11 protein-coding genes and 1 pseudogene are annotated in these 13,912 nt (G+C 64.0%); 6 read left to right on the forward strand and 6 right to left on the reverse strand.

What is annotated here, in order from left to right; all coding sequences use genetic code 11:
• The first annotated feature begins 40 nt into the window (after nt 1-40).
• A complete protein-coding gene (locus HALLA_RS09770; RefSeq protein ID WP_049953175.1) occupies nt 41-820 on the forward strand; it encodes a hypothetical protein in 780 nt (259 codons plus the stop codon).
• Nucleotides 821-869: 49 nt separating this feature from the next.
• Here HALLA_RS09770 and HALLA_RS20615 read toward each other — a convergent pair whose 3' ends face one another.
• The 3 genes from HALLA_RS20615 to HALLA_RS09780 form a co-directional block, all read right to left on the reverse strand.
• Entirely contained in the window at nt 870-1,046 is a 177-nt protein-coding gene (locus tag HALLA_RS20615; RefSeq protein WP_157231355.1) for a hypothetical protein, read from the reverse strand.
• Between the two features lie 109 nt (nt 1,047-1,155).
• Nucleotides 1,156-2,166: a TIGR04024 family LLM class F420-dependent oxidoreductase gene (locus HALLA_RS09775; RefSeq protein WP_049953176.1), complete on the reverse strand. Its 1,011-nt coding sequence runs from the start codon at nt 2,164-2,166 to the stop codon at nt 1,156-1,158.
• The gene (locus HALLA_RS09780) at nt 2,163-2,939 is read right to left on the reverse strand and encodes an SDR family NAD(P)-dependent oxidoreductase (RefSeq protein WP_049953177.1); all 777 of its coding nucleotides are present in this window, start codon (nt 2,937-2,939) and stop codon (nt 2,163-2,165) included. The genes HALLA_RS09775 and HALLA_RS09780 overlap by 4 nt, the downstream gene beginning before the upstream one ends.
• Before the next feature lie 265 nt (nt 2,940-3,204).
• On the opposite strand from HALLA_RS09780, the gene HALLA_RS09785 reads away from it, so the two are divergent.
• The 4 genes from HALLA_RS09785 (at nt 3,205) to HALLA_RS09800 (ending at nt 8,464) form a co-directional block, all read left to right on the forward strand.
• A complete protein-coding gene (locus HALLA_RS09785; RefSeq protein WP_049953178.1) occupies nt 3,205-4,407 on the forward strand; it encodes an alpha-hydroxy-acid oxidizing protein in 1,203 nt (400 codons plus the stop codon).
• Nucleotides 4,404-5,156, forward strand: a complete 753-nt coding sequence (locus HALLA_RS09790; protein WP_049953179.1) for an HAD family hydrolase — start codon at nt 4,404-4,406, stop codon at nt 5,154-5,156. Before HALLA_RS09785 ends, HALLA_RS09790 begins: the two co-directional genes overlap by 4 nt.
• A gap of 129 nt (nt 5,157-5,285) precedes the next feature.
• Complete coding sequence (locus tag HALLA_RS09795) at nt 5,286-6,347, forward strand: phosphotransferase family protein (RefSeq protein ID WP_049953180.1); 1,062 nt, start codon at nt 5,286-5,288, stop codon at nt 6,345-6,347.
• Nucleotides 6,348-6,505: 158 nt separating this feature from the next.
• Nucleotides 6,506-8,464: a 3-hydroxyacyl-CoA dehydrogenase/enoyl-CoA hydratase family protein gene (locus tag HALLA_RS09800; protein WP_049953181.1), complete on the forward strand. Its 1,959-nt coding sequence runs from the start codon at nt 6,506-6,508 to the stop codon at nt 8,462-8,464.
• Between the two features lie 54 nt (nt 8,465-8,518).
• Here HALLA_RS09800 and HALLA_RS09805 read toward each other — a convergent pair whose 3' ends face one another.
• From HALLA_RS09805 to HALLA_RS09815, 3 genes are all read right to left on the reverse strand, one after another.
• On the reverse strand, nt 8,519-9,034 hold the full coding sequence (locus HALLA_RS09805) for an Lrp/AsnC family transcriptional regulator (RefSeq protein ID WP_049953182.1): 516 nt from the start codon (nt 9,032-9,034) through the stop codon (nt 8,519-8,521).
• Nucleotides 9,035-9,137: 103 nt separating this feature from the next.
• Entirely contained in the window at nt 9,138-10,277 is a 1,140-nt protein-coding gene (locus tag HALLA_RS09810; protein ID WP_049953183.1) for an acyl-CoA dehydrogenase family protein, read from the reverse strand.
• Between the two features lie 238 nt (nt 10,278-10,515).
• Nucleotides 10,516-13,362 carry an ATP-dependent helicase gene (locus tag HALLA_RS09815; protein ID WP_049953184.1) on the reverse strand — a complete coding sequence of 949 codons (2,847 nt, stop codon included), beginning with the start codon at nt 13,360-13,362 and terminating at the stop codon, nt 10,516-10,518.
• 61 nt (nt 13,363-13,423) lie between these two features.
• On the opposite strand from HALLA_RS09815, the pseudogene HALLA_RS09820 reads away from it, so the two are divergent.
• A pseudogene (locus tag HALLA_RS09820) lies at nt 13,424-13,854 on the forward strand (transposase); the annotation flags it as partial.
• Nucleotides 13,855-13,912: the final 58 nt, after the last annotated feature.

Here is a 13,912-nt window from a genome sequence, read left to right on the forward strand (position 1 = left end):
CCACAACCAGTTTAGCCGCCACCCGTCTGGTACCGACACGATGGAACGAAAATCGGTTCTCCTCGGCGTTGCAGTCGTTCTCGCCGGCTATTCGGCGTTTGCACACCTCGGCGTCGGACTCGCCGAGGTGCTCGGGTCGGTTCCCGACGGGTCGCTGACCGTCGTTCCCATGCTGTTCATCCTGAGCGCCGTCGTCGTCGGTCTCTTTCTCATCTCGCTCGCTCGAGGGGTCGCTCTTCCGACGATCTATCTGGTGGGCGGCGTCCTCATGGTCCTGCACCTGGTGGCCTACGTCGACGTCCACGCTACGGGATATTTCGAGACGGCGACCGGCGTCGACATGCACGGACACGGCCACGAGGGCGGTCACGGCCATGACGGCAGTCACACTCACGACGCCAGCCAGAGCCACGAGAGCGGGCACACCCACGACGACAGCAGCGGTCACGAGCACAACGACGACAGCAACGACCACGGGGCGGACGGTCACACCCACGGCGACGGCGAAGCCGGTCACACTCACGACGACGGCACGGAAAACCACAGCCACGACGGTAGCTCGAGCAATCACACTCACGACGACGATGCTGCGGGCGGCCACAGTCACGCTGACAGTGGGTCAAGCACTCACACCCACGAGAATGGCGCGGACGGCCACACCCACGCTGACGGCGGCGACGAACACACTCACAGCGGCGACGAGTCTGCGGGACAGGTCCTCGTCTCGCACCTTCGAGACGACCTCACCGCGCTCTCGACGAAAATCGCAGAAACCGGTTCCGCGATCGCGTTCTTCGCGCTGTACGTCCTCGAGCGATAATCTGACGGTCTCGCGAGATTTTCTTCGTCCGGACAGACTGGAGTCGCGCTTACGGTCTGACGATGTACCCCTCTGCCTCGAGCGATTCGATCACGCCCTCGGGAGCGGCCGCGGCGGCGTCGCCGGTGGCCGCGAACTCGAGTTCGTTCTCGCCGATCACGTCGAATCTGTAGTCGGTTCCCTCGTAATCGACGACGACTTGCTCGCCTTCGACGGTGATGTCCATGCGGATCGAGCCAACGTACGACCGAGAGGGTGGTAAAACTGGTCGCTCGAGCGCCGATCCGCGCTGGCACCTTCAAATACAAACGATCCGAGCGCCCTGGACGAGGAAATCACCTCGAGTCGTCCGCAGGGGCCAGCGCCGACAGCGTCTCTCGAATCTCGGCTTCGCTCGCGCCGCGGGGGAAACTCACCGCCACGGCGTCGACGCCCCCGAGCGACTCGAACGCCGCTAGGTTCTCTCGAGCCGTCTCGAGACTGCCCGCGGCACAGAGTTCGTCCAGAAGGTCGTCGTCGAGGGCCGCGGTCGCCCGCTCGCGGTCGCCCTCTTGCCAGGCGTCGTGGATCGTTTCGGCCTGCTCGTAGCCCTGTCGGACGAGCGAATCGCGATAGTACGTTCCCATGCCGCCGATGTAGAAGGCGGCGTGCTGGCGAGCGAGTTCCCGCGCTCGTTCGGCGTCCTCGAGGGCGCAGCAGGTTACGCCAACCGTCACGCGAACGTCCTCGGGCGACCGGCCGCCGAGTTCGGCCCCGCGCCGGAGGTCCTCGAGCCTGTCTGCCATCCCGTCGGCCGTGAACATAATCGCGTGCCAGCCGTCGGCGAAGCGGCCGGCGAGTTCGACGGCCTTCGGTCCCATGCCGGTCACGTCGACCGGCGGCGTCCGCGCGGGGGGCTCGCTCCGGAGTTTGAACCCCGAGAGCGAGAACTGGTCGCCGTCGTACTCGACGGGGTCGCCCGAGAGCACCCGTCGAATTACCTCGACGTACTCGCGAGTGCGACGAAGCGGGTCGTCGAACTCGAGGCCATGCCAGTTCTCGATCACGATGGGGCCACTCGGCCCGATTCCGAGGCGAAATCGCCCGTCTGCAACCTCCTGTAACGTGGCCGCGGTCTGGCCGAGCAGGGCGGGCGAGCGCGAGTAGGTGTTGACGATGCTCGAGCCGACCCCGATCGTCTCGGTTCGTTCGGCGATGGCGGTAAGCACCGTCACCGCGTCCCGGCCCCACGTTTCGGGCAGCCACGCGAAGTCGTAGCCGCCGGCTTCGGCCGCCTGCGCGTACTCGACGAGGGCGTCGACGCTCGGCTGTGCGGCCACCGGAAGGTGGACGTCTCGAGAACTCATACGTCCGGCGACTCCTCGACTCGAGGGACGCCCTTGGCGGCAATCGTTTCGCCGACCATGTACGACGAGGCGGGACTCGCGAGGAACTGCGCGATGTCGGCGATCTCCTCGACGGTTCCGATCTGTCGATCCACGTCCGACCGGTCGATCGAGTCCGCGGAGACGCCCATCTGACTCTCGACGCCGGGCGTGGCGACGAAGCCGGGAGCGATGCAGTTGACCCGAACGCCGTCTCCCGCCCACTCGGCGGCGAGGGATGTCGTGAGGTTGATCACGGCCGCCTTCGCCGCGCCGTAGTGGCTCATGTACGCCGATCCCTGCTGGCCGGCGACGCTCGCGAGGTTGATGACCGCGCCGCCGCCGTCCTTGAGGTGTTCCGCGGCGGCGTGCGTGCAGTGGTAGGTCCCGTTGACGTTGATGTCGACGATGGTCTCCCAGCCGTTCGGACTGATGTCGTCGAACCCGGCCATGAACGACGCCCCGGCGTTGTTCACCAACACGTCGAGACCGCCGAACTCCTCGACGGTCGTCTCGACGAGCGCCTCGACGGCCTCGCGGTCGGTCACGTCGCACTCGACGGCGACGGCGTCTCCCGGTCGGTCGCTCTCGAGAATGCCATCTGCGACCGGATCAACGTTGTCCTGTTCGCGCGAGCAGATGACGACATCGACGCCGTCGGCCGCGAACGACTCCGCGATCGCCTTCCCGATCCCGCTCGAGGCGCCCGTGACGACGGCGACGTCGCCGTCGACGCTGAACTGTTCGGTACTCATCTGTCCTCACCGGCGCGGGCCGATTGCGTGTTCGATCGGCAGCTTACCATTGTTAGATACAGTTAGGAATACGAAGGCACTGTTAATAAAGTTGGGCGCGAGAAGCGTATCGTTAAGTACTCGGTCACCATTGACACCGATACGCATACGTGGACGAGCGACCGCCGAGACGGGCCTGAAAACCGAGTCGGATACCGTGATCCGAACACCCGGATACTGGAGGAAGGTGCGTGGCCCGCCAAGCGGTCGTCCACTGGAGAATCCCATGGCAGACGAGCATTCACAACCGGATCGAACCCGGTACGGACCCGACCGACAGGAAGCGATCTATCGGAGCGGAATGCTCCGAAACGAGTTACCGGAGTATCCCGTTTCGTTCGAGGACTTAGCGCAGCGAGCGCTCGAGGAACTCGACGACGAGGCGGCCGCCTACGTCGCCGGCGGAGCCGGCTCGGAGTCGACGATCGAAGCCAACGACCGGGCGTTCGACGAGTGGCGAATCGTTCCCCGAATGCTCCGAGACGTCTCCGAACGCGATCTTTCGCTCGAGCTGTTCGACACGGAGCTTCCAGCACCCGTCCTGCTCGCGCCGATCGGCGTTCAGTCGATCGTCCACGACGACGCCGAACTCGCGGTCGCCCGCGCGGCGGCCGAGTTCGAAATCCCGTTCGTCTGTAGCTCCGTCGCCTCGTACACGTTCGAGGAGGTTGCAGACGAACTCGGCGACTCGCCGGGCTGGTTCCAGCTCTACTGGAGCTCCGATCGCGACGTGGCAGCGAGCTTCCTCGAGCGCGCCGAAGACGCCGGATACGAGGCCGTCGTCGTCACTCTCGACACCCCGAAGATGGGGTGGCGAGAACGTGACATCGAGCTGGGATACCTCCCGTTTCTCGAGGGTGAAGGCGTCACGAACTACTTCGAGGACCCGGCGTTCCGCGAGCGAATCGACGGCGAACCCGAGCACAACCTCGTCGCCGCCCTCGAGTCTTTCACGGACTGTTTTGGCAACCCCTCGCTGACGTGGGACGACCTCGAGTTCCTGCGGGAACGGACCGATCTCCCGATCATCCTCAAAGGGATTCTCCACCCGGACGATGCGCGCGAGGCCGTCGCCCGCGGTGTCGACGGGATCGTCGTCTCGAACCACGGCGGTCGCCAGATCGACGGGGCGGTTCCCGCACTCACGGCGCTACCGGACGTCGTCGAAGCTGTCGACGGGGCGATTCCGATCCTCTTCGACAGCGGGATCCGCCGGGGCAGCGACGCGTTCCGCGCGCTCGCGCTGGGTGCCGACGCCGTGCTTCTGGGCCGGCCGTACGTCTACGGACTCGCGGTCGGCGGCGAAGACGGCGTGCGGTCGGTGCTCGGAAACTTCCTCGCCGATCTGGATCTGACCGTCGGACTCGCGGGCTGTCGGACGCTCGCGGAGATCGACCGTTCGAAGCTCAAACGGCGGGATCGGAGATGACCGGACCGGGCGGAGCGACGAACGGCGGTTCGAGGGGCGAACGCGAGCCGGACCACAGCCGCTGGGAGGCCGTCTTCTGGGACATCGGCGGCGTCATCCTCGACCTCGAGTCGGTGCAGGCGGCCCACGCCTCGTTCGTCGACGAACTCGCCGACCAGTACGACCTCGAGACGAGTCGGGAGCGAGCGCTCGAGACGTGGCGGTCGACCCTCGGAGATCACTTCCGCGCTCGAGACGGCACGGAGTTTCGCTCGGCTCGATCGGGCTACGCCACGGCCGTCGAAACCCTCGTCGGCGAGGCGGTTCCCCGCGAGGACTGGAAACCGGCCTTCGAGGCGGCCGTGGACGAGTCCATCGAGCCGGTTCCCGGCGCGCCGGAGACTATCCATCGACTCGCCGAGCGGGACCTCCACGTCGGCGTCGTCAGCGACGTCGACGACGCCGAGGGCAAACGGATGCTCGAGCGCTTCGGGGTGCGATCGGCGTTCGATTCGATCACAACCTCCGAGGAGGTCGGGCGGACCAAACCCGATCCGGCGATGTTCGAGACCGCACTCGAGAAATCGGGGACGACACCCGAACGCTCGCTCATGATCGGCGATCGGTACGAACACGACGTGAACGGGGCCGCCGAGGCGGGCATTCACGGCGTCGCGTTCGGCGCGGAAGACGGGCCGGCCGTCTCGTATCGAATCGAGGAGCCCCGCGAGGTGCTCGAGATCGTCGACGAACGGGGGAGAACATTGTAAAATCGAGGGTTCGTCGAAACTATTTTCGTTAAGCATCCTGAGGGTAACAGACACAACTATGCCGAACCGTATCGACGCGGGCAGCGAGCGCCCCCAGCCGCGAAACCGTGTGGATCCATCGGCGGAACTATGAGCGACGACTATCACGAGCGCCTCGTCGACGAGGACGCGCTGGCGTCGTTTCTGACCGACCACCTCGGGCCGGCCGACGCGTACGACGTTCGCCGACACCTCGAGGGCCACTCGAACGAGACGCTGTTCGTCACGTGGGGTGATCGAGAGCTGGTCGTCCGCCGGCCGCCGCCGGGCGATGTCGCGGAGACGGCCCACGACGTGCTTCGAGAGTATCGGGTGACGAACGCCGTCGCGTACACCGACATTCCCGTCCCGGAACCGCTTTTCGCGTGCGAAGACCACGACGTCATCGGGAGCGACTTCTACGTGATGGACCGCCTCGAGGGCGACGTGCTCCGGGAGGACGAACCCGAGCGCTTCGCGAACCCGGACGCTCGAGCGCGGATCGGCGAGGAACTCGTCGATACGCTGGCGACGATCCACGATCTGGACTACAAATCGGTCGGCTTGGGCGAGTTCGGACGCCCGACCGGCTACACCCAACGGCAGGTCGACCGCTGGGGCCAACAGCTCACGTGGGCGTTCGACGTGACCGTCGAGGAACGCGAAGTGCCGGATCTCTCCGACGTCGGCGAGTGGTTACAGGAGAACGCACCCGAATCACATCCGCACACGCTCGTCCACGGCGACTACAAGCTCGACAACGTGATGTTCGGACCGACGGAGACGCCGGAATTGATCGGCGTCTTCGACTGGGAGATGTCGACGCTCGGCGACCCGCGCGCGGATCTGGGCTGGATGCTTTCGTACTGGCGCGATCCGAAAGATCCCGACCCGTCGATTCCGGAGTTAACGACGCGCTTTATGGAACGAGAGGGGTACTCGAGTCGCCGCGAACTGGTCGAGCGCTGGGAGTCCCAGACGGGCTACGAGTTCGAACACGAGCGGTTCTACCGCGCGCTCGCAGTGTACAAACTCGCCGCCCTCGGCGAGATGTTCTTCCGGCGCTACCTCGAGGGCAACAGCGACGATCCGATGTACCCGAAGATGGAAGGTCGCGTGCCCGCGCTGGCCGCTCGAGCGAAGCGGATCGTCGACGGCGAGGAGCCCCTCTAGGACCGCTGACCCCCTAGGACCGCTGCCAACAGTACCGCTGCTACCGGAAGTCAACCCATCCTCTGTGATAGAAACAATATGTCCTAAATACGTCCTGCTCGTTAACATTGTAATGATTGTTCGGAGGAATTAAGGTGTTCTCGACCGACGTGATACCCATGTCAAAGGGAACCATCGAACGCGTCGCCGTCCTCGGCGCTGGGAGCATGGGTCACGGAATTACCGAAGTCACCGCGATGGCCGGCTACGACGTCACCATGCGGGACATCGAAGCGGAACTCGTCGAGGAGGGTTACGACCAGATCGAGTGGAGCCTCGAGAAACTCGAGGAGAAAGACCGACTCGACGAGTCCGCGGCGGCGGTTCTCGAGCGAATCGAGACGACAACCGACCTCGGCGAGGCCGTTGCCGACGCCGATCTGGTGATCGAGGCGGCCCCCGAGAACCTCGAGTTGAAACACGACATTTTCACCGATCTCGAGGACCTGACCGACGAGGACACCTTACTCGCGTCGAACACCTCGAGTCTGCCGATCAGCGACATCGCGGACGTGCTCGAGAACTCAGAACGGGTCCTCGGATTGCACTTTTTCAATCCGCCGGTGAAGATGGACCTCGTCGAGGTCATCTACGGCGAGCAGACGACCGACGAGGTCGCCGAAGCCGGCTACGAGTGGGTCGAATCGATCGACAAGACGCCGATTTACGTCCGGAAGGACATCCGCGGCTTCGTCGTCAACACCGTTCTCGGCCCCTTCGGCGGCGAGGCGGCGTGGATGGTCTCGGAGGGCGAGGCGACGATCCGCCAGGCCGACGCGGCGATGGTCCACCGGCGCGGCTATCCCATGGGACCGTTCGAACTCGCCGACATGACCGGGATCGACATCGGCTACCACGTCCGAAAAGAAGCGGACGACCCAATCCCGCCGATCATAGAGGAGAAGGTCGAAAACGAAACTCTCGGTCAGAAGACTGGCGAGGGGTTTTACGACTACGAAAACGGAGATGGTGCCGACTACGAGCCCGGTGACGGCGACGGATTCGACACGCTCCGGATCGAAGCCCGTCTTGCTAACCGGGCGGCGTACATCGTCGGCGAGGGCGTTTCGACCCCCGAAGAAGTCGACACCGGCGTCCGACTCGGGCTCGGTTTCCCCGAAGGCATCTGCCGCCGCGCGGACAGGATCGGCATCGACACCATCTTCGAGAAACTCGAGACGCTGCGAGACGAGACCGGTTCGGATCGATTCGAACCGCACCCCTACCTCGAGCAGCTTCTCGAGGAGGGTCGAACCGGCGAGGACGCCGGCGCGGGCTTCTACGAGTACGGTACCGACGAAAACGGGCTCGATTCCTACCACAATCTGAACGCCGACCTCGAGGACGGCGTCCTCCGGGTCGAACTCGATCGCCCGGAGCGGATGAACGCCCTCTCGGAGGATCTGCTCGCCGAAATAGACGACCTCTTCTCGGGCGTCGATACCGACGAGATCCGCTGTGTGACGATCGAGGGAGCGGGCGATCGAGCCTTTAGCGCCGGAGCCGACATTTCCGGCTTCGCCAGCACGAAGCCGACCGACATGATGGACGTGACGCCCGCGTTCGAGACGGTCAACGACTTCCCGCGGCCGGTCGTCGCCAGGATCGACGGCTACTGCCTCGGCGGCGGCCTCGAACTCGCACTCGCCTGCGACCTGCGGCTCGCAACGGAGCGCTCGCAGTTCGGCGCGCCCGAGATTGGGCTCGGCCTGATCCCCGGCGGCGGCGGTACCCAGCGACTCATGCGCATTTTGGGGGAGACTCGAGCGAAGGAACTCGTCTTCCGCGGCTCGCACATCGACGCCGAGCGGGCCCAGGACTGGGGACTGATCAACCGCGCCGTCGACCGCGAGGAGTTCGACGACGTCGTCGAGGAGTTCGTAAGCGACCTGCGAAATGGGCCGCCGATCGGCCTCGAGGTCGCCAAGAAGGTGATGAACGAAGGCGAGGACGCCAGCATGGAAGCGGCCCTCGCGATGGAGAGCCAGGGATTCGGCCTCCTGATCAGCACGGACGACGTACTCGAGGGAACGGCGGCATTCGCCGAGGATCGAGAGCCCGAGTTCGAAGGGGAGTAAAACGACCGCGAGACGCACCGAGTTCAAACGAAGGGGCGGTGCGAACGACCGGCCCTACTCCTCGCGAAGGTCCTCGTAGATCCGCGGATCGGTGCGGAACTTGAGGACGTTGTGGACCGCGGAGTTGCGGATGTTCGCGATGACGCCGCCGTAGTCCTTGTAGCACTCGTGGATCCACCGTGAGACCTCCTGGCGGTCCCGGAACATCATCACGGTCTTCCACTGGTACTCCCCATCGGAAAGGAAGAAAAACAGCGTGTGCTTGTCCTCGCGAATGTGCTCCATGGCCTCCTGCCAGCTGTCGGCGAAGTGTTCGGTGTTGAACTTGAACTCGAACAGCGCGAAGATGTAGTACTCCTCGTTGGGGATGATCGCCTCTCGGAAGACGCCCTCGTCGCGCATTCGGCGGATCGATTCGCTGACGGTGACGTGTGAAACCTCGATGTCGTACTCCGACTCGAGCACCTCGGTTAGCTCTCGAGAGGAGAGTTGCGGATCGTCCGCGAGTTCGCAGAGAATTGCGATGTCGCGGTCTTTGAAGTCCCAATTTGGGGGGTCGCCTTCGGTCATACGGGCTTGTTTCGAGCCGCCTCACGTGTGCGTTTCGGTCGATCTGCACCTCTCGTCGAGACCTCGAACCACTCCAGACGAGTACTGAGAAACTGTCCTCGTGTTACAGCAGCTGATCGGCGATGATGTTTTTCTGGATCTCGCTGGTCCCCTCGTAGATCTTGGTGATCCGCGCGTCGCGGTAGTAGCGCTCGGCGGGGTGGTCCGAGACGTAGCCGGCACCGCCGTGGACCTGGATCGATTCGTCGGCGACCTCGACGGCGCGTTCGCTCGCGAACAGCTTCGCCATGCTGGCGAACTTCGCGGCCAGGTCGTCGTCCCCCTCCATCGCGTAGGTGGCCGCCCGGTAGGTCAGCGATCGAGCCGCCTCGACGTTAGTCGCCATCTCGGCGAGTTTGTGTTCGATCGCCTGGAAGTCCGAGATGGGCTGGCCGAACTGTTCGCGTTCGCCGGCGTACTCGAGGGCCGCGTCGAGGGCGGCCTGTGCGGTCCCGACCGCCTGCGCGGCGACGTTCACGCGGCCGGACGCGAAGAACTCCATGAGCTGGTAGAAGCCGCCGTTTTCGGTGCCGACGACGTTCGCCTCGGGAACGAACACGTCGTCGAGGACGATCTCGGCCAGATCGGACGCGCGGATCCCGAGCTTGTTGGTGATCTTCGTCGCGTCGAAGCCGTCCGTATCCGTCGGCACGAGGAAGGCGGAAATACCCTCGTGACCGGCCCCGGGATCGGTCTTCGCCATCACGACGGCGACGTCGGCGACGGTTCCGTTCGTGATCCACATCTTGTTGCCGTTGAGGAGGTAGCCGTCGTCGGTCCGCTCGGCGGTCGTCTCGATCCCCGCGACGTTCGACCCGTGGGCGGGTTCACTGATCGCGCTCGCACACGCCGATTCACCCGAGGCGATAGCTGGCAGCCACTCTTCTTTCATCCACTCGTCGCCGAACGCGTCGATCATCGTCGCCCCGAACGCCCGACTGCCGATGGCGCTTCCGATACCCGGGTCGGCCCGCCAGAGTTCCTCGGTGACGACGACCCCCGAGAGGAGGTCCATCCCCGCGCCGCCGTACTCGATAGGGATACTCGTCCCGACGAGGTCCAGATCCGCCGCCTTCTCGACGAGTTCCGCTGGATACTCGCCGTTCTCGTCGTGCTCTCGAGCGACCGGTTCGATCTCCTCGGCACCGAACTCCCTGACGCTCTGTCGGATCGCGCGCTGTTCGTCCGTCAGCTGAAAGGACATACGGCATGCACCACTTCCAGTGAAAAATATTTTTGGTTGGCAATTACATTCGTTAATCTACAAAACCTATTTTGGAATAGGTGGTAGCATCTCGAGCGCGATACCATGTCCCCCTCTTCGTACCGCTCGAGAGGCCATTCCCCCGAAATCGAATAGAAAACCTCGGGCGACGAGTCTGCCCATCAATCCTCGTACGGAGTCCTTTCTCGAGATGTACCCCTCGGTCGGAAGGAAAGTATCAGTCGTCCGTCGGGAGGCCCCGAACCGACTCCTCGCCGATTTCCTCGAGGACGTGCTCGTGAAAGTTCTGCAACGCGGCGCTCTCGTCTTCGGCGAGGACGACATCGCTCGCAGAGAGGGTCGCGAGGCCGAACGCTCGAGGGGTGGGTGAGTCCAGCAACTGACGTTCGACGACCAGTTCACCGCCGTCGATCCGCGAAACGATGTCCTCGATTTCGTCGACGTTCAGTTTGTCCTCGAGGATCTCGCGGTAGGTCTCCTCGATCACGGCGAACTCCTCGAGACCTTCCGCGAAGCCAAGCAGCATCTCGCTCGAGACCTGCTGTTCGCTGGCCGATTTTTCGTAGCCCTTGTAGCGTTTGAGGATCATCAGCGCTCGCGTCGCGTTGATCCGGAAATATCGCTGGAGCAGGTCGGTCCCGGAGATGGCGCTTCGGAGGTCATCCCGGACCTGCTCGGCCTCGAGATCCGAGACGATTCCCTCGAGGTCGATCTTCCGGTTGAGCGGCATCGAGAGGACGAACCCGTTGTCGGCGACGGCGACGCGGACGTTCGCGGTCGCCTCCTGTGCACAGCGGTAGGCGAACAGCCGGGAGAGGCCGTCGTTGACCTTTCGACCGTAGTTCGAGTGGACGTAGTAGTGTCGCTCGTACTCCTCGCGGTCGCGTTCGACCTCGATGGTGAGTCGGTTCTCGGTGCTCACGCTCTCGGGGCCGGCGTACCGAAGTTGGTGGTCGAATAGCCGCGCGATGGCGCGAACGCAGTCGTCGCCCAGGGGAAACTCCCGGAGCCACGCACGGACCCGCGGCGAACCGCCCTCGGCGTGGTGGGCGAGCAGCTCCCGCTGGAACGCGAGGATTTCACATCCCAGATCGTACGACAGGGGCAGGCGTTCGGAATACCACGAGGGGACGGTCGGGCGGGCGCTCGTCCGATCCGCGTAGACCTTCGAGCCGCGTCGGTACTGGTACTCGAAGTGATCGCCGCCGAGGACGAACACGTCGCCTTTCTCCAACGTGTCGAGGTAGTTCTCGTCGAGTTGGCCGACCCACTCGTCGCTCGCTCTGGTGTGGACGTTGCAGGTAAAGGAATCGGGAATCGTCCCGATGTTGGTCATGTAGATGACTCGAGCGAGCCGCCCTCGCTTGCCGATCAGCGGTTCGCCGACGGGGAACTCCTCGTAGTGGTGCTCGCCGTCGGGCGGGTCGTTCTCGTCCCGCCAGATCTTCGCGTAGACGTTTCGGTCCTCCATCCCGGCGTAGTCGGCCGTCAGGTAGCTCATCAGGGACTCGTACTCGCCCTCGGAGTAGTTCCGGTACGGGTAGGCTCGCTCGAGAATCGTCCGAATCTCGCGCTCGGGACGAATCTCGGCGATCGCCATCCCGTAGACGTGCTGGGCGGCGACGTCCTGGGCGTTCTCTGGGATCGAAACGGAGTCGACGAAGCCGTCTTTGGCCTTTTTCAACATTACCGCACACTCGAGGAGTTCGTCCCGATCCAGCGCGATCACGCGTCCGGTCACCGTCTGGCCGACGCGGTGGCCCGCCCGGCCGACCCGCTGGAGGAGCGCGGCGACGGATTTGGGCGACCCGACCTGAACCACGAGGTCGACGTGGGGCATGTCGATCCCTAGCTCGAGGCTGGTCGAGGAGGTGACGACGTCCAGTTCGCCGTCCTTGAGCTTCCCTTCGACCTCCTGGCGGACCCCCTTCGAGAGACTGCCGTGGTGACAGCCGGAGTTGTCCTCGCCGTACTCGTCGAAGCGCTCGCGCAGGTTGTGGAGCACGCGCTCCGCGCCGGATCGCGTGTTCGTAAACACCAGCGTGTTCGTGTGCTCCTGAATGTGTTCGTGAAGCTGCTCGTAAAACCGGTCCTGCACGACGTCTCGAGACGTGTTGATCAGGTCGTCGGTCGGACACTCGAGGCGGAGGTCGAACTCGCGGGCGAATCGCGCGTCGACGATATCGTATGGTCTCGGCGTTCGCTCGCCGTCGGATGCTGGTTCCGGATCGCTAGTCGGTCCAGACTCGCCATCGGATGCCGATTCGCTATCGGCCTTCGCCGGAGCAGAACCGTCCGCCTCGTCGTAGCCGACCAGAAACTCCGCGACGCGAGACAGCGGCTCGATTGTCGCCGAGCAGCCGATTCGGGTGATCTCCGTCTCGCTCATCGCCTCGAGGCGCTCTACGCTCACCGAGAGATGCGTGCCGCGCTTGCTCCCCGCGAGCGAGTGGATCTCGTCGACGATGACGTACTCGACGGTCCGAAGCTTCTCGCGGAACTTCGGGGAGTTGAGCAAGATAGCGAGCGTCTCGGGCGTCGTATTCAGAATGTGGGGCGTCTCCTCGAGCATCTTCTGTCGCGCGCTCGAGTCCGTGTCGCCGTGGCGGATCGCGTGGCGGATCTCGCCCATCGAACCGCCGCGGTCCTCGACGATCCCCTCGATCCCCTCGAGCGGGACCTCGAGGTTCCGGTGGATGTCGTTTGCGAGGGACTTCAGCGGCGAGATGTACAGGCAGTAGACGGAGTTCTCTAGCCCGTCCTCGATTTCCCGATCACGCTCGAAGAGTTCGTTGATGATCGCGGTAAAGGAGGCGAGCGTCTTGCCCGATCCGGTGGGCGCACAGATCAGCGTGTTCGTCCCCTTGTGGATCTTCGGGATCGCGCCCGCCTGCGGCGGCGTGAAGAACCCGTCGTTCTCGGGAACGTACTCGCCGAACGCCTCGAGCCACCACTCCTGGAGGGCCGGCTCGAGCAGGTCGAACACCTCCCGGTCGTCGATCTCGGCGCTCGAGGGATCGAACGGCAGGTGCTCGTCGTCGACGGGCAGCGCGCTCCCATCCATTGTACGCGTCTGCGGTCCGTGCGGGTAAGAGGGTTTGGCCACCGGACCGGAAGTGAAGTTCCTGTCCATCACGACCCTCTCTCGGGAGGAGTTTCAGCCGGCTGATCTCGCGACGATCTGTCGGTGTCGATGGCAGGTGGAGTTGCTGTTCCGCGAACTCAAGACACAGTACGGATTTGATGAGTTCGACACGACGAAGAAGCATCTCGTGGCGATTCTACTGTACGCACCGTTGCTGTCGTTGGTCGTGAGTCGTGGTTTGCTTGTCCGGTCGTCGAACACGCTGCTGAGTGGATCATGTTCCCGGCGGAAGGCTGGCGGCGACCTTCCGGTCGCGTCCAGATAACTCTCCGTGAACTGAGGGAATATCTCGCCTCCTCACCGCCACCACTGTTACAGCGACTGATCGAAGACGCCCAGAAGACCCACCAACAACGACCAGTCCTCCAGGAACAGCTCGTGACCACCATCCAACTGACTGTTGAGGCTTAGCTAAAGACCAATCCATCAGCAATAATATTTGTTTGGATTATATAAAATCCCACCAATT

This window comes from Halostagnicola larsenii XH-48 (genome assembly GCF_000517625.1).
Classification (GTDB): Archaea; Halobacteriota; Halobacteria; order Halobacteriales; family Natrialbaceae; genus Halostagnicola; species Halostagnicola larsenii.

Excerpts from the sequence above, each read along its gene's own strand:
- HALLA_RS09770 (WP_049953175.1), top strand. The coding sequence starts at position 41 with ATGGAACGAAAATCGGTTCTCCTCGGCGTTGCAGTCGTTCTCGCCGGC.
- HALLA_RS20615 (WP_157231355.1), bottom strand. The coding sequence starts at position 1,046 with ATGGACATCACCGTCGAAGGCGAGCAAGTCGTCGTCGATTACGAGGGA.
- HALLA_RS09775 (WP_049953176.1), bottom strand. The coding sequence starts at position 2,166 with ATGAGTTCTCGAGACGTCCACCTTCCGGTGGCCGCACAGCCGAGCGTC.
- HALLA_RS09780 (WP_049953177.1), bottom strand. The coding sequence starts at position 2,939 with ATGAGTACCGAACAGTTCAGCGTCGACGGCGACGTCGCCGTCGTCACG.
- HALLA_RS09785 (WP_049953178.1), top strand. The coding sequence starts at position 3,205 with ATGGCAGACGAGCATTCACAACCGGATCGAACCCGGTACGGACCCGAC.
- HALLA_RS09790 (WP_049953179.1), top strand. The coding sequence starts at position 4,404 with ATGACCGGACCGGGCGGAGCGACGAACGGCGGTTCGAGGGGCGAACGC.
- HALLA_RS09795 (WP_049953180.1), top strand. The coding sequence starts at position 5,286 with ATGAGCGACGACTATCACGAGCGCCTCGTCGACGAGGACGCGCTGGCG.
- HALLA_RS09800 (WP_049953181.1), top strand. The coding sequence starts at position 6,506 with ATGTCAAAGGGAACCATCGAACGCGTCGCCGTCCTCGGCGCTGGGAGC.
- HALLA_RS09805 (WP_049953182.1), bottom strand. The coding sequence starts at position 9,034 with ATGACCGAAGGCGACCCCCCAAATTGGGACTTCAAAGACCGCGACATC.
- HALLA_RS09810 (WP_049953183.1), bottom strand. The coding sequence starts at position 10,277 with ATGTCCTTTCAGCTGACGGACGAACAGCGCGCGATCCGACAGAGCGTC.
- HALLA_RS09815 (WP_049953184.1), bottom strand. The coding sequence starts at position 13,362 with ATGGATGGGAGCGCGCTGCCCGTCGACGACGAGCACCTGCCGTTCGAT.